The organism is Domibacillus epiphyticus, from assembly GCF_001975785.1.
Lineage (GTDB): Bacteria > Bacillota > Bacilli > Bacillales > Domibacillaceae > Domibacillus > Domibacillus epiphyticus.
The window spans coordinates 85,036-102,933 of record NZ_MSFI01000026.1 but is presented as its reverse complement, the minus strand read 5'-3'; the positions used below and the strand labels follow the sequence as shown (position 1 = coordinate 102,933).

The following is a 17,898-nucleotide window of genomic DNA, read 5'->3' as shown; positions in this document are numbered from 1 at the left end:
TGGTCCCTCCTAATCCACATAAGGGGCAAATTGTTCGCTCGATTCTTTTGCTGAAGATTCGATGTCCACGATATTTACTAAATCAAGTAAATTAAAGCGTCCATCATGATGCCAGCCAGCTTCAGGAGATGTCATCGATCCTAAGGCGGTAATGCGCGTTACACCAATTTTCCCTAATGAGTCTGCCCATTCAAACAGTTCTTTTGGGTCTGCAGCGATACCCACGGTCTGCAGATAAGACCGGTGAGGTGAAATGGAAGAAAGGATATCCTCTATATTTTCAAAAGAAATCACTTTGATCACACGATTCAAACTGCTTGGTGCGAAGTGTATGTTATGTTCTTCATACACAACCGTCCAGTCATTCGTCTCATTTCCCAATATTTCATTTTGAGGGTGAGCAAGGATTGTCATTTCTTCTTTTTGCCGCCATGATGACAACGACACGGACTCTTCTATAGAAAGATCCCGACGTGGAAATCTTCTTTGGAAATTTTCCAGTTCGTTCGCCATAAGCCTCGCAAATTCTCTAGGAGAGACATTGCCGCCATGTTGAACATAAAATATATGTGGTGAATAACAGCCTTGCTGATCATAACGAATGACGTCAAGAGCCGCTTGATGTACGGATTTCCACGCCTTTCTCGAATCAAGGCTTGATTGAGAGACAACTCCAAAACTAATCTTATGGCCAAAGGGCAAGAACCGGGTTGTAACGGGCATTCGGTTTTGAAGAGATTGCAGCGACGCATTGCCTCCATATCCAACGACCACATCTGATTGTTCAAAGATAGAGGCTTCCCGTTCTTCATCACCGCCTTTCCACCAAACAATGGCGAAACAGTCAGCTAGTCTAGGTTCTACTTCTACGAGCAAATGAGCAAACCAGCTGGAGAATAGCGGTTCGCTGCTAGGGGCTTTTCCTATATTTCCTGCTTTGACAAGCAATCCGGAGATCAAACTCCACAAAGGCAAAGCAGGGACGTTCCCAGACCATATATGCGTAATGAGAGTGGGACCTATTGCTTTTGAGAATCCTCCTTTTACACGGGGCTGGAAATCATCGAGCAGCACAGGGTTTCCTAAATCCTCAACAAGAAAGCGTTGCAGTTCATGCTTTCGAAAAGTTTTTAAATAAGCTGTAAGACCGAGACGGATTATTTCTTCATCATAGCCAGTCACTATCGGCAAAAGCTCTTCCGCTTTTTGACGGTAAAGGGAATTGCGGTCGAGTAACCGTTCAATTGCCCGGTCAATGATGGTGACAATCTCAGATGTGGAAAAGGATTTTAAAATGTCAGTACTTGCTTTTTTTACTGTTTCGATTACCTTATTCATCTGCTCTGTTGTAAGGAGTGGAACCTCCACTTCGATTGATTTGCCGTTTTTTTGAAAGGTTAAAATCTTTGTTTCAACTTCTTCTTCTCCTATACAGGGAAGATAACCGGCAAGCTCTTTCATTCTGAGATCTCCTTTGTCGCCTTTAAAAATTCTTCTACAGCAATGGAACAACCTTTTGCTTCGGTTCCTTGTACTCTGCCTAAAAGAATAAACCCATTCTCGGTCTCGATTCCTGCATCCTCTGTAAGAATCGTCGTAACGGAATTGAAATTGCCTAAATCACAGTGAACAAGAACACCACGTTCTCCTTTCGGCACCTCTTCACCTGTTAAAGGATTTATCACCCTTGTACGTATCCAGTGGGGACCTGTTTTTATAGAAGGAACCGATTCATTTCCATCATCATAAAATTGTGTACTTAGCTCTGTTACGCCGTACATGTTGATGCAATCCGATCGGCTGACACCGAGAGTGGCAGATAACAACCGGTAAAATTCATCTAATTCCAGTTCTTTCGATTGATTTTTAAAACCGCCCGTATCAAGAATTTTGCTTCCTTTTGGCAATGTAAAAGTTTTCCCCATACTTGCTAACTCATCGAGCATATGAACAAAACTATAGCTTGCGCCGATCAATGCATACGGTTCTCCTGTTTCTTCGGCATGGTGCAGCTCTTTCAGCAAATGGTTCATGTCAATCCCATTTTCGTTAATAAGGTAGTGGCTATTCTCCGTGCCAAACTCTTTCGCCGCCAACGCTAAATAATGGGCCAAAGAGGAATTGGGCATAGCTTTTTCTGTTGGGAAGAGGACGCCCATGCGAATTTTATCTGTATGTTTCATAAACCTCTGCTTAAAGTTCAACACCATCGATTGGTCATAAACATGCAAGCTTGGATGATAATGCTTCCCTCTTATACCTTTTGTGGTTCCGCTTGTCATAAAAATGGCTTCCGCCGTGTCTGGATCGATACAACTTAACGCAGCTTCCTTAAACGCATTGATAGGAACAGAAGGGATCTCTTTCCACGTCTTTACCATCCTCGGAGTTTTTCCTTTTTGCATACAAAAGGTTCGATAAGGAAGGTTGTTTTGATATTGATAAGAAAATAATTGTAAAGCCAGCTCATTAAACTCTTTTTCTCCGGAATGTTCTTCTTGCATAAACTGAGAAATGAGCTGTATGATTTCTTGCTGATTCATTTTTTATCCTCCCCTAGAAAAAATAAAAACACTTTGCATAAGCAAAGTGTAAAATATTCTTCAATATTCTTCATCACTTTCCCTACGCTGGCATTACCCAACAGGTTATAACGGTCTACAACAGATTAGTTGTACTCTCAGTCTGATTCCACAGACTCCCGACGAATCTTTTTGACCAAAGTCTACTCTTTCTGAAAATAGAATGCAATAGATTTTCTCAATTTGTTCTGACTTTTCTATTTAATCAGGAAGGTTTTGATAGAAAATAGGCTATTTTTTATTTTTTAATCAAAAAGGTGTATGATGGGAAAATCATGATAATAGATTGGCAGGGAAGAATTGTGAGAGAATCTGTGTTAGAAAGTCAGCCGGTTCATAGCCGTTCAAAGCGTTTATGGCTGGCGCTGCTTCTTGGTTCGTTGTCGGCGTTCGGACCATTGTCCATTGATATGTATTTGCCTTCATTGCCGATTTTAGCAAATGATTTGCATACGACAGCATCGATCGCGCAACTTAGTTTAACAGCATTTTTAATTGGTCTCGCTGCAGGTCAGCTTGTGATGGGTCCGCTCAGTGATGTGCAAGGGAGAAGGAGATCGCTTCTGGCTGGGCTAACGGTGTTTACGATTGCTTCTGTTCTATGTATGATTGTCCCATCTATTTGGGGACTCATAGCGATGCGATTCGTACAGGGTGCTTCAGCTGCTGCAGGGATTGTGATTGCGCGGGCGATTGTGCGTGATCTGTACGCCGGGCCAGAATTGACAAAGTTTTTTGCGCTTTTAATGTTAATCAATGGCGTAGCGCCAATTGTGGCGCCGGTTGCCGGTGGACAGCTATTGGATTTTGTGTCATGGAACGGAATTTTCGGGGTGTTGGCGGCGATTGGCGCTTTTATGTTCATTGCGGTATTTTTCGGTATGCCGGAAACATTGCCGGATGATCGGAAATCGGCAGGTGGTTTGGTGAATACGCTTATGACATTCAAAACCCTTCTCGGTGATAAAGTGTTTATCGGGTACTGCATGGCACAGGGGTTTGTTATGGGTGGAATGTTTGCATACATATCAGGTTCACCGTTTGTTTTGCAGGACTATTTCGGCTTGTCTCCACAGGGATTCAGTCTTTGTTTTGCGATCAATGGTGTTGGAATCATTATTGCCTCGCAAACAGCGGGCCGTCTTGCAGGAAAAGTGAAAGAATCAACACTCCTTGTGGCGGGCTTAACTCTTGCACTTGGCGGCAGCAGTATGATGCTGTTGATGCTTTCCATTAAAGCGCCATTGCTGGCTGTCTTGATTCCTTTGTTTTTCGCCGTCTCAAGTGTTGGTATTGTAGCAACAGCCTGCTTTTCATTGGCGATGCAGGGAAAAGAAAAAACAGCTGGCGCCGCATCAGCCATGCTCGGCTTAATGCCTTACATTTTCGGTGCAACGGTCGCACCACTTGCTGGAATTGCTGGAAGCGGCACCCCTCTTCCGATGGGAATCATTATGGCAACTTGTCACTTAGCGGCTGTTGCTGCATACGTAATATTAGTCAGGCGGAAAAGGTAAACGTTAATGGGGAGAAGAATAGCGGTTTACTTTGCTGGCTTGGCGATCACGGCACTCGGCATCGCTCTTGTTGTCCATTCAGCTGCTGGAGCGGGTCCTTGGGATGCTGTCGCAGTGGGGTTAAAGCTTCACTTTGGCTTAACAATTGGCATGTGGTCGATTATTGCACAAGGGTGTGTGGTCGCGATTACAGCAATGATTGACCGGACCCGATTTCAATTTGAATCGATATTTGCCATCATACTCCGCAGCTGGTTACTCGATTTCTGGTTTTACGTCGTTTTAAAAGACATTGATTTTACCTCTTCTGTGAGCATTCAGTGGTTTACATTTGGGCTAGGCGTTCTAACTGTGGGTCTTGGTATCGGCATTTATGTAGAAGCTAATCTGCCAAAAACCCCGCTGGACGGCCTGATGATTGCGCTCAACAATGTTTTTGGATGGAGCTTTAGTACGGCTAGAATGGTCATTGAATTAAGCGGTGCGGCAATCGGATTTTTCCTCGGGGGTCCGGTGGGTGTCGGGACAGTCATTATTGCGTTAACGCTGGGCCGAATTATTTCGATTGTAAATCGGTGTGTGAAAAAATTTATTGTCATACATGATGTATCGATATAACAAAAGCTGTTCCGCATTGGAACAGCTTTTTTCTTTAAAACCTCGGCTAGCGAATGGCGGCGAGTCGTTCATATACTTGTGAAAGAGTGTTGATTCCTATGTTTTGTAATTTTTCAATGTAGACTGCCCATAGTGCTGCGGTGAGCCGGGCATCGCCTAGTGCATGATGCCGGCCGATAACAGTAATTTGATTATGCTTACAACAGTCTTCGAGACGGATGTGCGGATTGTCCGGTTCAGCAATCCGGTACATGAATGATGTGTCAATCAGCCGATGGGAAAAGGGGGTGCGGAAATATTTTCGGCTCGCATGCTGCATAAATGCTTTTTCGTGGCTAGCGTGATGGGCAACGAGTGGGGAAGTGCCGCTGAATTTAAAAAACTGCGCCAGAACAGCTGCAGGCTCTGGCGCCTGTTTTAACTCCTCTTCATCAAGACCGGTCAGTTCCTTTATCGATGGGGAAAGTATCTGTTCATAACGGACCGCTGAATAATATTCGTCTTCCACACGGCTCCCGGTTACTTTAACGGCGCCGATTGACAAAATTTGATCCCCTTTGTCAGGATAAAAGCCGGTTGTCTCCAGATCAAAGACAATCACCTTCAATTCGTTAAGGGGAATTGATGTTGTCTGCTTCGTCCGTAAATCACGCTGTAGACTTCTCATAAATGCTATATCGTGACGGCCTCCCTGCAGTCCAGTAAAGCGATTTCCACTTAAATTTTTCATGAAATCGTTAAAACCCATTATTCATCATCCTTTTTCTACAAATCGCTGAACATAATGATGAAGTTGACCAGCTGTTTTTAAAATGTGACGGAGCTCTCGTTTTCGAGCGGGTCCCAGCATCTCAATATTAATGTAGTGAGAACTGTCATAATCAGGAGAATTTTTCAGCGCGCGGAGTCGGAAATCCAGTAATGAACGGAATGCCTCCTCGTATTCCTCTACCCGCCCGGCATGTTCAGGGATCTGTTTCAATGCCTTCATTCGCATTAATGTCGAAGAAGGTTCGATTCCTTCTTTGATCGCCAGCACTCTGATCGCATTAACATATGGTAGAAATGCCGATTGCTTTAAATTGAGTGCCCCCGTATGGTGACCATTCTGCTCGGTCAATATTTGTCCAAACAGGCCAACAGATTTTTTCATAAATTGAATGTTCTCAAAAAAACGCTTCAATAAATGCTGGTCTTTCTTCAGTGCCGTCGTGATTTGTTTTTTTAATGAAGAGATGGACGTTTTTTTACCATAGAGCACCCGTGCATCGCAAACCATGTGAAGCGAGCGGATCGTATCGAGTGTTTCCGCTTCGATCCATGCGTCAATTTGTTTTTTCCATGCAGCATTAGATCTGCACCAGACAGGATTCGAGCTCATGACTTTGCCCTCACAGTATGGATACCCGGCTGCGTTCAATCCGTCTGAAAATGTCTGACCGAGTGTAATGAAATAATCAGCTGCTTCTTCTGAATCAAGTTCATATACCATTCCGTGGTCCTGATCACTGATTGTCCCCTGTTCAAATCGACCGGCACTTCCGAGTAAAAATAGGGTAAATGGGCAAGGGGGAGGTCCAAAATTTTCTTCGTGTTTTCGTAAAGCAGCGCAAAACACTTGCCTCATAATATCATCGTGAAACGCATTTAGCCGTTGTGTCGAGTGGAGGTGCTGATCCATCATTGAATCCTTTTCTTGGCGGATGTCCGCAAAGGTTTGTTCACGCGTTGTCAAAACGGTTCACATCCTTTTTACCTAATAATACGCAAAGCGGAGCCGCTTTGCGTATTTGTTTTCTTTTTATTTTTCAGCGTGCGATGTGATCTGTTGATGTTTTTGTTAACGTCATTTTTTGTGTGCTGTCCGCAAACACTTCCGGGTAGCCATAGCTTCCATGTTCGCTTATATCAAGTCCCATAATTTCTTCTTCTTCCGAAACGCGTAATCCGCCAAGTACTCGCTTGATAATAAAGAGAATGATAAATGATGCAACGAAAGCGAATGCTCCGCTGACGAAAACGCCCATTGCCTGTACTCCAAGCTGAGTGAAGCCGCCTCCGTAGAAAAGACCGGGCTGACCAACCGTTGCAAGTTCCGGTGTAGCGAAAAATCCAGTCGATAATGTGCCCCAAATACCCGGAATACCGTGAACAGATAGAGCGAAGATTGGATCATCAATTCCCATTTTTTCAATTAAACGCGCTCCATAGAATACGAGAATGCCGGCAATTAACCCAATCACAACCGATGCCCATGTGTCAACGAATGCACAAGATGCAGTTATAGCAACAAGTCCCGCAAGAGCACCGTTTAAAATTGTTGGAATATCAGACTTGCCGAGCACAACCCATGAAAGGATCAATGCAGCAACTGCCCCTGCACCAGCAGCTAAGTTCGTGTTCAATGCTACAAAACCAAAGAATCCGCCATCTACTGACACCGTGCTGCCAGCGTTGAAACCAAACCAGCCTACCCACAGAATAAGAACGCCTAGAGATGTAAAAACCTGGTTGTGCCCGTGGATGGCGTTAGCGGAACCGTCTTTGTTGAAACGGCCAATACGTGGTTTAAGCAAAATTGTTGCAGCAAGTGCAGCCATTGCACCTGTTAAATGAACAACTGTTGAGCCGGCGAAATCTTGTTTTCCGTGCTCGGCTAACCAACCACCACCCCAAATCCAGTGCGCAACGACCGGATAAATGATTGAGGAGAACAAAATAGTAAAGAGAACGTAAACAGAAAGCTTTGCACGTTCCGCGAACCCGCCTAGCGCTATTGTGATCGCGATCCCTGCGAATGCCAGCTGGAATACGAAGAATACAGATGAGGACAATGACATTCCTTCAAGCTGATAACCAGAATAAAAGAAGTGCGATAATCCGACGAAAAAGTTTCCGTTGTCACCAAAGATAAATGCAAATCCGACTGCCCAGAAAACGAGGGATGCTAGACCGAATGTAAATACCGTTTTGCCGGCGATATGTCCGGCGTTTTTCATACGTGTGGATCCTGCTTCCAGCATAATGAATCCAGCAATCATAAAGATAACTAAAATGGCACCAAGCATAACCCAGAGACTGTTCATTAAATACAACATATCTTCCATTTCCAAAACCCCTCTCGAACGTTATTTTTAGTAACTTTATTATGTTATATAATATAACATGTGTTTATATTATGTGGAAAATAAAGATACGTCAATAGTTTTCTGAACATTTTTTAAATTTATGTTATAAAAAGTAACATAAAGAAAAGCAGACGTTTTTTTATGAATCATGCTGTATGTACGGTTTATAAGATAGAAGGCGAGTTTATAACTGTATTTTGATAAAATGAAAAATTGTAAAAATCCTATGGAATATACATAAGAGATTTCGTGTTCTAACGATGACGAAAAAGGGATTTTTTTCATGTTTTGTATGATAAACTAGGGGAGGATTTAATCTTGAATCATCATGAAGAGGAAAAATATTTTATGTCTTATTACTGCTTTTGTCTGTCCTGCTGCACGGTTAAATAAAGGATGGAAAGGAGTTTGGGATGAACTGGTTTGGAGAGAGTTATGAACGGTATGATTTCAGCATGTTTTCGGCAAGCCACATTAGCGTATTAGCATTTGTCATTTTTCTCATCTGTTTCCTTTATAAATATAAGGAACGTGTGCAATTAACCGGGTTAAGAAAAGTGGAGGTCGGTACGGCAGTTTTCTTGTTATTGATTGAAGCGGTGTATCACATCTGGATGATTGTAAACGGAAATTGGTACACTAGTCACGCGATTCCTCTTGAATTGTGCAGTATCAGCCTGTTTTTAGGTGTGTTTTTATTGTTTACCGAAAAGAAAATTGTTTATGAGATTTTGCTGTTCACCGGACTGCTCGGCGCATCGCAGGCCCTTATAACACCAGAATTAAAATATGATTTTCCTCATTTTCGCTTTTTTCATTTTTTTATCGTGCATATTTTTGTGTTCAGCATCCCGCTTTATTTTACATGGGTAAAGGGGTTTAGACCGACAATGTATTCTATAGTCAAATTAATGATATTTTTGAATGTATTAATGCCGTTTGTGATGATCGTGAACAAGCTGACGGGCGGAAATTATATGTACTTAAGCCGTAAGCCTGAAAGCGCCAGCCTGCTTGATCTGCTTGGACCTTACCCATGGTATATTGCTTCGTTAGAACTGCTTGCATTTAGTTTAAGCATTGTCATCTGGCTGCTGTTAAGAAAAAGAGAAGCGGCAGAACCGGTGGAAAAGAATTTCCGGCGGAGGGCGTAAAAAGAGCGAGAGGACCTCGCTCTTTTATTTTTGAAACAACTCGATCCATTCGCCATCCGGACCATAAAAAAAGATGTATTTCCCTCCATTTGGCAGAGTCGTGATCCCTTCATCAACAAATGTGACGCTATGCTGTTTAACGCGTTCAATCTCTTGTTCAATGTTATCGACCGTAAACGCGATGTGATGCACTTTTCCTTCTGCCGGAAGATTTGGATCGTACCCTTCAATTAATTCAATCAATGTTTCATCGGACTTTTTAAAACCGAGAAACGCAATTTTTAAATTCGGATCGGGATGACCTTGCTTTTCAAGCAGGTCCAGGCCGAGTACCTTAGTATAAAAATGAATAGTTGTTTCTAAATCCTTTACTTGTATGCCGACATGTTCGAGTTTTGAAATCCCCATATATCTTTATCTTCCTCCTTTTCTATTTCATTATGAGCACTTCTTGACAAAATCGCTATGAAAAACAATCATTAAGAAGATGATGAATGAGAAGGAAGGATTCTTCGTGAACGTATACTTACTCGTCGGAATTGGCGGTTTCATCGGGGCTATGTTGAGATATGGGATCAGTGTCATGACAGAAATGTGGTGGTATGGATCTTTTCCGGCCGCAACGCTGTTCGCCAATTATGCCGGCTGTTTTTTACTGCCTTACGTTAGCTGTAAAATGGGCTCCTTCGTACCAACTAATGTACAAAAAGCCATCACATCCGGCATCATTGGATCATTTACGACTTTTTCGGCCTTCAGCGTCGAAACGATTGCATTATTTGAGTCAGGAAAAATAGCTGTAGGTTTGCTGTATCTTTCTTTGAGCATTACGGGAGGACTGCTGTTTGTCCGGCTAGGTGAGGGAAGGGGGAACAGCAAATGATATTTGTCGCAATAGGCGGTTTTTTCGGAGCAATTGCGCGCTTTTGGATCGGACAGCGTTTCAATACATCATCGTTTCCGTTTGGGACTTTGTTTGTAAATATCATTGGTGCCTTTTTGCTTGGCATTCTTATAGAAAGCGGGGTCGAAGGAGACTGGATGCTTTTTTGCGGGACCGGGTTTCTTGGAGCGTTTACGACGTTTTCGACTTGGATGCTTGAAGCGAGGAAGATGGAAGTGGGAAAAGCGATATTTTATGTGATTATTACGTGCGGCGCCGGTTTTTTTGGTGCCTGGCTCGGATTGTAAGTCGACAAAAAGGAAATTTTCGTGAGAGCTATGCTATACTTTCTGAGTAAGAAATAAATGGAAGGGAAGCGGGAAAATGCAATTTGTTACATTGAATAACGGAATTCAAATGCCACAGCTTGGTTTTGGTGTATGGCAGGTAAATGATGACGAAGCGGCACCGGCTGTATTAAAAGCGATCAAAACGGGCTATCGATCCATTGATACGGCTGCAATTTACGGCAACGAACGCGGTGTTGGCAAAGCTATTAAAGATTGCGGTATTCCGCGTGAAGAGCTGTTTATTACGACAAAAGTATGGAATGCCGATCAAGGATATGACGCAACGTTAAAAGCGTTTGATGAAAGCATTGAGAAACTGGGTCTTGATTATATTGATTTGTATTTAATTCACTGGCCAATGCCCTCTGAAAATACGTATGTTGATACATACAAGGCGCTTGAAAAATTGTATGCGGACGGACGCGTAAAAGCAATCGGTGTATGTAATTTTGACATTGAGCACTTGCGGCGTCTGCTGGATGAATGTGATGTAAAACCAGTGTTGAATCAGATTGAATGCCATCCACATCTCGTTCAAAAGGAACTGAAAGCATTTTGCAAAAAGAACGACATTTACATTGAAGCGTGGAGCCCTCTTATGAAGGGTGGTGTTGTACTGGAAAACGAAACAGTAAAAGCAATTGCTGGGAAGCATGGGAAATCACCTGCACAAGTTATTCTTCGCTGGCATTTGCAAAACGATTCCATTGTTATTCCAAAATCAGTAACATCATCACGCATTGAAGAAAACTTCGATGTTTTCGATTTTGAATTAACACAGGATGAAATGAATCAAATCACAGCGCTGGACAGCGGTGAACGCACAGGTCCAGTACCTGCTGAGTTTAATAGAAAATAATAAAGTGAACTGCCGGCTCGATGCCGGCAATTTTTTCGTTCGAATTAATCTTTCTCGTTAAATGCTGCTCCTGTTCATACACTTTCCCGTTTTACGATTGTGAATGGTACTTCTTGGTGAGTAATCTCTGTTGGTGAAATCGCCTGTTGAAAGGCGATTTCACCAAGCCGCTGTAGTGGAAGATCAATTGTCGTAATACCGAGAGGAGCAGCGATTGGATGGTTATCAAAACCGATAACCGCAACATCACCTGGAATTTGGAATCCAAGCCGCCGGCATTCAAGTATAAATCCAGCGGCGACGAAATCATTTGTTATGAGCATCGCCGTCGGCCGTTTTTCGAGTTCTTTCCATTCCCCGGCAACACGAACACCATCTTCAATCGTAAGCGAATTGTCAAACACCCATTCATCCCGAACATAGTGAAACACTTCTTCGTACGCATTCCTCCGGGCGATGCTGCTTTTTCCGTCAACACGGACAATTGTATATCCAATCTTGGAATGTCCCCTGTCTTTTAAAAAGGTAATAGCTTCTTTAAAGGCTTTAAAGTGATTGATGTAAACAGAAGACATTTGGCTGCCAGTCCATGCTTCGCATAAAACAATGCTTCCGTACGTACTATAATCCTCCACCATTTCAATTGGGCATTCACGTGATGTGATGATCAGCCCGTCAACCTGTTTTAGTTTCATCATATTAAGGGCATCGATTTCTTGGTTAACATCATATTTTGTTTGAACAATCATAAGTTTGAAGCCGTTTTCTTCAGCTGCTGCTGCAATTCCGCTTAAAATTGTACCGAAATACGGATGGTTTACATACGGGAGAATAACCCCGATGGTCTCCGTTTTCCCGCGAGACAAATGAACAGCGTTAATGTTTTTCTCGTAATGAAGCTGTTCCGCGGCATCCAGAACAGCCTGTCTTTTTTCTGTGCTTACATATGGATGATTATTTAAAACACGTGAGACTGTTGAAGCTGAAACACCGGCGAGCCGGGCGATATCGTGAATATTCCCCATTTTAATCCCTCTTTTAAATAAGTACTTGATCTGAAATGCGTTTCATACTTTACATTTTAGAAAATGAAAGAAGGGGTGGCAAATAATGTTTGGGATACTTGTATTGATATTGCTTTGTCTGGTGGAAGTGCTTTTTGCGGGAGCAGCATTAAATGCAAGAGGGGAAAAAGCTGAAATAAAGCCGTTTGACGAATTTTTCGACAGGGAACACAAATAATAATCTATATACCGGCAAAGTGAAGCCGGTTTTTTTTCTTGAATAATAAAAGAGCATCTAATATAATTAGTAATTATAAAATTAATAATTAGTTGGTGGGATTTAATGAAAGCTTATGATTCCTCAAAATACGTGACACCAGATGGCTATACCGCAGACATTACGGTCTTTACGATTCTATCCGAGAAAAAAGAAAAAAAAGCACCACCGGAAATGACGCTCCATATGATGCTCATTCAGCGTAAGGAGACGGACAGTGAGGGCAACCCGAATGTCGAAGGCGGGAAGTGGGCAATCCCTGGTGGATTTATTCATCCTGATGAAACGGGGATTGATGCTGCTGTGCGTGAATTAAACGAAGAAACAGGTGTTGCCGGGCTTCATATTCGTCATTTTGGCGTTTACGACAAAAACGGCCGTGATCCACGTGGCTGGATTATCTCTAATGCGTTTTATGCGATTGTACCGGAATCCTCTCTTGTGAACAGGCGTGCAGCAGATGATGCTGCGGATGTAAAATTATTCAGTATGGATGACGTGATGAATCTTGATCTCGCGTTTGATCACCGTGACATTATTACAGACGCACTCGCCATAATCCGTACGGAGATGATCCGGACAACAACAGCGAAAAACTTTCTGCCGGAGGAATTTACACTTTCGGAATTACAGCGGGTGTTGTTAACGGTTACGAATGATCCGAAAATTGCGTCTGATCCAGTTTTTTTTGCAAAAGCCCCAAAGCTGCCATTTATAGAACTTGCACTCGATGCAGCTGGACAGCCGAAAAAAACGACACGCCATTCGTACCGGCCGTCACGTCTTTATAAATTTAACGGGATTGATGTAATTGAATCTATTTACGGATAAATAAGAAGGGATGGGTTTGACATGAAAAAAGCACTTCTCAATATTGACTATACGTATGATTTTGTTGCAGCAGATGGAAAATTAACTTGCGGTGAACCAGGACAATTGCTGGAAAATGAAATTGTGCGGCTGACCAAGCAATTTATTAATGATGGGGATTATGTTGTGTTTGCGGTTGATGTTCATGATGAAAACGATCCGTATCATCCAGAAACGAAGTTATTTCCTCCACACAACATTCGCGGGACAAGAGGACGTGAATTATACGGCAAGCTTCAAGATGTATATGAGCAAACTAAAGAGCGGGACAATGTGTATTATATGGACAAAACACGTTACTCCGCGTTTGCCGGAACGGATTTAGACATGAAACTCCGCACACGTGGCATTACAGAAGTACATCTCGTTGGCGTCTGCACGGATATTTGCATCCTTCATACAGCGGTTGATGCGTATAACAAAGGGTATGACATCGTCATTTATGAGAAGGCGGTTGCTTCATTTAATGAAGGCGGTCATAAATGGGCGCTCGGCCACTTTACGAACACGCTGGGTGCAGAAAAGGGGGAGTAAACATGAGAAGACACAGTGATGACAGCTTTATGCTCCATACGGATTTATACCAGATTAATATGGTGGAAACATACTGGCGGGACGGCATCCATGACCGAAATTCCGTATTTGATATTTATTTTCGTCGGCTCCCGTTCGGAAATGGTTACGGTGTGTTTGCCGGACTTGAACGGGTGATGTCATTTGTAGAGCAGTTCGGCTTTACAAAAAGCGATATTGACTATTTGCGGGAAGAAGGCTATGAGGAAGATTACCTTGAATTTTTAAAACAGATGAATTTCACCGGCACGATTCGCTCGATGCGTGAAGGGGAAATTGTCTTTGGAAATGAGCCAATGATGCGAATTGAAGCACCGCTTGCTCAGGCGCAGCTCCTCGAAACCCTTCTGTTAAATGTCATTAACTATCAAACGCTAATTGCGACGAAAGCATCCCGCATGATGCAGGTTATCGGTGGGGGCACAGCGCTGGAATTTGGTACAAGACGGGCGCACGAGACAGAAGCGGCTATCTGGGGCACACGTGCCGCTTATATTAGCGGTTTTGGGGGCACGAGTAACGTCCGTGCAGGAAAATTATTCGGCATTCCGATATCTGGTACGCATGCACATGCAATGGTGCAGGCATATCAAGACGAATATGTGGCGTTTTCAAAATATGCCGAGACCCACCGGGATTGTGTATTTCTCGTTGATACCTATGATACACTGCGTTCTGGTGTACCAAATGCGATCCGTGTTGCAAAAGAATTTGGTGATAAAATTAACTTTAAAGGCGTCCGCCTGGACAGCGGAGACCTTGCGTACTTGTCAAAAAACGCGCGCACCATGCTGGACGAAGCGGGATTTCCAGATGCGGAAATTATCGCATCGAATGACCTGGATGAGGAAACGATTATGAGTTTGTACGCGCAAGGAGCGAAAATAGACAGCTGGGGAATCGGAACGAAACTGATTACCGCATTCGATCATCCGGCCCTTGGAGCAGTCTATAAACTTGTTTCAATTGAAAATGAGAATGGCGAAATGGTCGATACAATTAAAATATCTGGAAATCCGGAGAAAGTGACGACCCCAGGCAAAAAAAATGTCTATAGGATTATCAATAATGCAAACGGCAAAGCAGAAGGCGACTATATCGCGCTGGAAGGTGAAAATCCACAGAATGAAGAAAAACTAAAAATGTTTCATCCCGTTCATACGTATATCAGTAAATTCGTGACGAATTTTACTGCACGTGAATTGCATGAAGATATTTATGTGAATGGAAAAGCAGTCTATGAACGGCCGTCATTGGAAGATATTCGCGGCCATGTCGAAAGCAGTTTGTCTGTTTTCTGGGACGAATATAAGCGGCCGGTTAATCCAGAGGAGTACCCAGTAGATTTAAGTCCAGCGTGCTGGGAACACAAAATGCGTAAAATTGAAGAAATGCTGCCACAGTCTGCTCGATGATTGCTAAAAATCGGCCTGTAATAAATGCAGTAAAAAATTTAGGGCCAAATTTCTATTCCGTTTATAATAGATTTATCTGGCTTAAAGATGGCTGTGTGCTTCATCATCGCAAATAATAAATAATCGGGCATTTTCCGGGATCGGTTCATCGAGTTTGGACATAAAGGAATAAATCTCGATGATTGGCGACAAGGAGAATGCCTTTTTCAGCAAATGCATTTTGCATCACGATATGTTGTCCAGTCCGGATGCTTTGGAATATGATATAAATCATGCCCATTACAGGTTAGCTGGCGAATAATTTCACTCGATCTGTTAAAAAGAGTCGAGCGTGCTGCGAGACGCCCAGCTGTATCATTCGGCGTAACATTCTTCTACATGAGCAAAAGCGCTGATATGTAGCGAAAAATAATGTCCAGTTGGTCTTATAAAAAATAATTTTCGGAAAAAATCTGACCGTAACCTCCAAATGTTCCACATGAAACAATTTTCGACAGCATTTTTTCCTATATTATACAATAACATGAATAATATTGAATATTTTACCGTAAAGAGAAAAGTTCATCCTTTTATGACTGTCCCTTATTTTAATTTTGCTTTGTGCTAGTTGTCTGTAAACGTGAGAAATGATAAAAATATCATATTTTTAATTGAATACGTTTACATTAATCAGAATATTAGGTATTTTTTATATAAAGCTCATTTGAGATTGGGGGAGACGAAATGCTATTTCAAAAGGGCAGGCTGAGAATTCGTTCACTAATGGAGAAAGATCAGGGATTACTTGTAAAATGGCTGTCTGACCCGGTGGTTCTGGAATTTTATGAAGGCAGGGACAACTCATTTGACTTGGAAAAAGTAAAGGACCATTTTTATAATCAAGAAAAAGATATGACGCGGTGCATCATTGAATTTGACGGAGCAGAAATCGGCTATGCGCAATATTATCTGCTTGATGAACAGGAAAGAGAAATGTATGGGTACACAGGTGATGAGGCGGTTATTTACGGAACAGATCAGTTAATTGGTGAAGTAGGATACTGGAATAAAGGAATTGGAAAAGTCCTAGTGAAAGCAATTGTTGAATATTTATCGAAAGAGAAGCAGGCAGGCAAAATAGTCATGAACCCGCAATCATGGAATAAACGGGCGATCCGCTGTTATGAAAAGTGCGGTTTTGAAAAGGTAAAACTTCTCCCTGAGCACGAATGGCATGAGGGAAAATTTAATGATTGCTGGGTCGTTGAATATAATAATGAAAAGTAATATAAAAAAGCGCCAACGTCGACGATTTTACGACGTTGGCGCTTTTATTTATTCAGTTAGTTGGCCACCTTAGTCTCAGCAGCGTGCAGATCTGCCGGTGGGTGGAATTCTTTTTCCATTTTAGATACGACAACAGTAGCTACGCCGTTTCCGATTAGGTTTGTAATTGCGCGTGCTTCTGACATGAAACGGTCAACACCGAGAAGCAAGGCAATACCTTCTACAGGAATCATTGGGAAAGCAGCCAGTGTCGCAGCCAATGTAATAAAGCCGGAACCTGTAACACCTGCAGCACCTTTAGATGTCAGCATGAGTACACCTAACAATGTAAGCTCTTGCCAGATGGTTAAATCAACTCCGTAAGCCTGTGCGATAAAAATCGCAGCCATTGACAGGTAGATCGACGTACCATCCAGGTTAAACGAATAGCCTGTCGGTACAACCAATCCGACAACCGGCTTAGAACAGCCGTAATTTTCAAGCTTCTGCATCAATTTTGGAAGAGCAGATTCTGAAGAAGATGTACCTAAAACGAGTAAAATTTCTTCTTTAATATAAGCGATAAATTTAAAGATATTGAAGCCGAAAAGTTTAGCAATTCCACCAAGGATAACGATAACGAATAGTGCACAAGTAATATATACACCGAGCATAAGCTGTCCAAGAGATACGAGTGAACCGAGACCGAATTTTCCGATCGTGTACGCCATTGCACCAAAAGCGGCAATCGGCGAAACTTTCATAATCATGTTAACGATGCCAAAGAAAATATCCGTTAATCGTTCGAAGAAATCAACGACTGGTTTACCGCGTTCTCCAAGAGAGGCAAGTGAAAGACCAAAGAAAATAGCAAAGAATAAAATAGGAAGCAAGTCTCCGCCAGCCATTGCAGCCATCGCATTTTCCGGTACAACCCCTACAAAGAATTCAACAAATCCATGACTTGATTCTTCCGCACCTTTTGTGTATTCAGATACATCTCCGCCTTCAACGGAAGATGTATTAAATCCGGCACCAGGTTGAAGAATGTTTACTACAATAATCCCGATCGCTAGTGCAAATGTTGTTACGATTTCAAAGTAAAGAAGAGCCTTTCCTCCGATCCGCCCAACTTTCTTCAAATCACCCATGCTGCCAATTCCGATGACAACAGTGAGGAAGATGATTGGTGCGATGACCATTTTAATCATTTTGATAAATACATCCGCTAGAACTTTCAAGTCCTCTCCGAAAGCCGGGAAAGCAATACCAACAGCGATACCTAAAATAATACCTATGATTACACGTACGGTTAAATTATTTAATGCTCTGCGCATAGATAAACCTCCTTACATTTATTTGATAGCGGTTTCAATTCCTTAACAAAATATTAACAGACAATTTGCATAATAAGTATTTTTGG

Annotated in this window: 19 protein-coding genes and 1 riboswitch; of the genes, 11 read left to right on the top strand and 8 right to left on the bottom strand. The window is 42.4% G+C overall.

Annotation, left to right across the window (positions count from 1 at the left end; genetic code table 11):
• Positions 1-9: 9 nt before the first annotated feature.
• Both BTO28_RS14735 and BTO28_RS14730 read right to left on the bottom strand, forming a co-directional pair.
• Complete coding sequence (locus tag BTO28_RS14735) at positions 10-1,461, bottom strand: acyl-CoA reductase (RefSeq protein ID WP_076767620.1); 1,452 nt, start codon at positions 1,459-1,461, stop codon at positions 10-12.
• The gene (locus tag BTO28_RS14730) at positions 1,458-2,543 is read right to left on the bottom strand and encodes a LuxE/PaaK family acyltransferase (RefSeq protein ID WP_076767619.1); all 1,086 of its coding nucleotides are present in this window, start codon (positions 2,541-2,543) and stop codon (positions 1,458-1,460) included. Before BTO28_RS14730 ends, BTO28_RS14735 begins: the two co-directional genes overlap by 4 nt.
• A 61-nt stretch (positions 2,544-2,604) precedes the next feature.
• Positions 2,605-2,715, bottom strand: a riboswitch (TPP riboswitch).
• 142 nt (positions 2,716-2,857) lie between these two features.
• On the opposite strand from BTO28_RS14730, the gene BTO28_RS14725 reads away from it, so the two are divergent.
• Together BTO28_RS14725 and BTO28_RS14720 are read left to right on the top strand one after the other, a co-directional pair.
• On the top strand, positions 2,858-4,099 hold the full coding sequence (locus tag BTO28_RS14725) for a multidrug effflux MFS transporter (RefSeq protein WP_083711657.1): 1,242 nt from the start codon (positions 2,858-2,860) through the stop codon (positions 4,097-4,099).
• A 6-nt stretch (positions 4,100-4,105) separates the two neighbouring features.
• Positions 4,106-4,717 (top strand): YczE/YyaS/YitT family protein, encoded by a 612-nt coding sequence (locus tag BTO28_RS14720; RefSeq protein ID WP_076767617.1) that lies wholly within the window; start codon positions 4,106-4,108, stop codon positions 4,715-4,717.
• 46 nt (positions 4,718-4,763) lie between these two features.
• Here the strand turns inward: BTO28_RS14720 and BTO28_RS14715 are convergent, their stop codons facing one another.
• The 3 genes from BTO28_RS14715 to BTO28_RS14705 form a co-directional block, all read right to left on the bottom strand.
• Positions 4,764-5,465, bottom strand: coding sequence for an exonuclease domain-containing protein (locus tag BTO28_RS14715; protein ID WP_076767614.1), 702 nt, complete (start codon positions 5,463-5,465; stop codon positions 4,764-4,766).
• A gap of 6 nt (positions 5,466-5,471) precedes the next feature.
• Positions 5,472-6,452: a DUF294 nucleotidyltransferase-like domain-containing protein gene (locus BTO28_RS14710; RefSeq protein WP_083711655.1), complete on the bottom strand. Its 981-nt coding sequence runs from the start codon at positions 6,450-6,452 to the stop codon at positions 5,472-5,474.
• Positions 6,453-6,525: 73 nt separating this feature from the next.
• Complete coding sequence (locus BTO28_RS14705) at positions 6,526-7,824, bottom strand: ammonium transporter (protein WP_076767612.1); 1,299 nt, start codon at positions 7,822-7,824, stop codon at positions 6,526-6,528.
• 434 nt (positions 7,825-8,258) lie between these two features.
• Between BTO28_RS14705 and BTO28_RS14700 the strand changes: the two genes are divergently transcribed.
• Positions 8,259-8,999, top strand: coding sequence for a YwaF family protein (locus BTO28_RS14700; RefSeq protein WP_076767610.1), 741 nt, complete (start codon positions 8,259-8,261; stop codon positions 8,997-8,999).
• A gap of 24 nt (positions 9,000-9,023) precedes the next feature.
• Here the strand turns inward: BTO28_RS14700 and BTO28_RS14695 are convergent, their stop codons facing one another.
• The gene (locus tag BTO28_RS14695) at positions 9,024-9,407 is read right to left on the bottom strand and encodes a VOC family protein (RefSeq protein WP_076767608.1); all 384 of its coding nucleotides are present in this window, start codon (positions 9,405-9,407) and stop codon (positions 9,024-9,026) included.
• Between the two features lie 106 nt (positions 9,408-9,513).
• Here BTO28_RS14695 and BTO28_RS14690 point away from each other — a divergent pair, with 106 nt between their 5' ends.
• The 3 genes from BTO28_RS14690 (at position 9,514) to BTO28_RS14680 (ending at position 11,091) form a co-directional block, all read left to right on the top strand.
• Positions 9,514-9,882: a fluoride efflux transporter FluC gene (locus BTO28_RS14690; protein ID WP_083711653.1), complete on the top strand. Its 369-nt coding sequence runs from the start codon at positions 9,514-9,516 to the stop codon at positions 9,880-9,882.
• Complete coding sequence (crcB, locus tag BTO28_RS14685; protein ID WP_076767603.1) at positions 9,879-10,190, top strand: fluoride efflux transporter CrcB; 312 nt, start codon at positions 9,879-9,881, stop codon at positions 10,188-10,190. Before BTO28_RS14690 ends, crcB begins: the two co-directional genes overlap by 4 nt.
• Positions 10,191-10,266: 76 nt before the next feature.
• Complete coding sequence (locus tag BTO28_RS14680; protein ID WP_076767601.1) at positions 10,267-11,091, top strand: aldo/keto reductase; 825 nt, start codon at positions 10,267-10,269, stop codon at positions 11,089-11,091.
• A gap of 74 nt (positions 11,092-11,165) precedes the next feature.
• On the opposite strand, the gene BTO28_RS14675 is transcribed toward BTO28_RS14680, so the two are convergent.
• Complete coding sequence (locus BTO28_RS14675; RefSeq protein WP_076767599.1) at positions 11,166-12,116, bottom strand: LacI family DNA-binding transcriptional regulator; 951 nt, start codon at positions 12,114-12,116, stop codon at positions 11,166-11,168.
• Positions 12,117-12,201: 85 nt separating this feature from the next.
• Between BTO28_RS14675 and BTO28_RS17730 the strand changes: the two genes are divergently transcribed.
• The 5 genes from BTO28_RS17730 (at position 12,202) to BTO28_RS14655 (ending at position 16,496) form a co-directional block, all read left to right on the top strand.
• Complete coding sequence (locus tag BTO28_RS17730) at positions 12,202-12,333, top strand: hypothetical protein (RefSeq protein WP_269843879.1); 132 nt, start codon at positions 12,202-12,204, stop codon at positions 12,331-12,333.
• Positions 12,334-12,438: 105 nt separating this feature from the next.
• Positions 12,439-13,203 (top strand): NUDIX domain-containing protein, encoded by a 765-nt coding sequence (locus BTO28_RS14670; RefSeq protein WP_083711651.1) that lies wholly within the window; start codon positions 12,439-12,441, stop codon positions 13,201-13,203.
• 21 nt (positions 13,204-13,224) lie between these two features.
• Complete coding sequence (locus tag BTO28_RS14665) at positions 13,225-13,776, top strand: cysteine hydrolase family protein (RefSeq protein ID WP_076767595.1); 552 nt, start codon at positions 13,225-13,227, stop codon at positions 13,774-13,776.
• A 2-nt stretch (positions 13,777-13,778) separates the two neighbouring features.
• Positions 13,779-15,230, top strand: coding sequence for a nicotinate phosphoribosyltransferase (locus tag BTO28_RS14660; protein WP_076767593.1), 1,452 nt, complete (start codon positions 13,779-13,781; stop codon positions 15,228-15,230).
• Positions 15,231-15,953: 723 nt separating this feature from the next.
• On the top strand, positions 15,954-16,496 hold the full coding sequence (locus BTO28_RS14655) for a GNAT family N-acetyltransferase (RefSeq protein ID WP_076767590.1): 543 nt from the start codon (positions 15,954-15,956) through the stop codon (positions 16,494-16,496).
• A 56-nt stretch (positions 16,497-16,552) separates the two neighbouring features.
• Here BTO28_RS14655 and BTO28_RS14650 read toward each other — a convergent pair whose 3' ends face one another.
• Positions 16,553-17,812 (bottom strand): dicarboxylate/amino acid:cation symporter, encoded by a 1,260-nt coding sequence (locus BTO28_RS14650; protein ID WP_076767589.1) that lies wholly within the window; start codon positions 17,810-17,812, stop codon positions 16,553-16,555.
• Between the last annotated feature and the right edge of the window lie 86 nt (positions 17,813-17,898).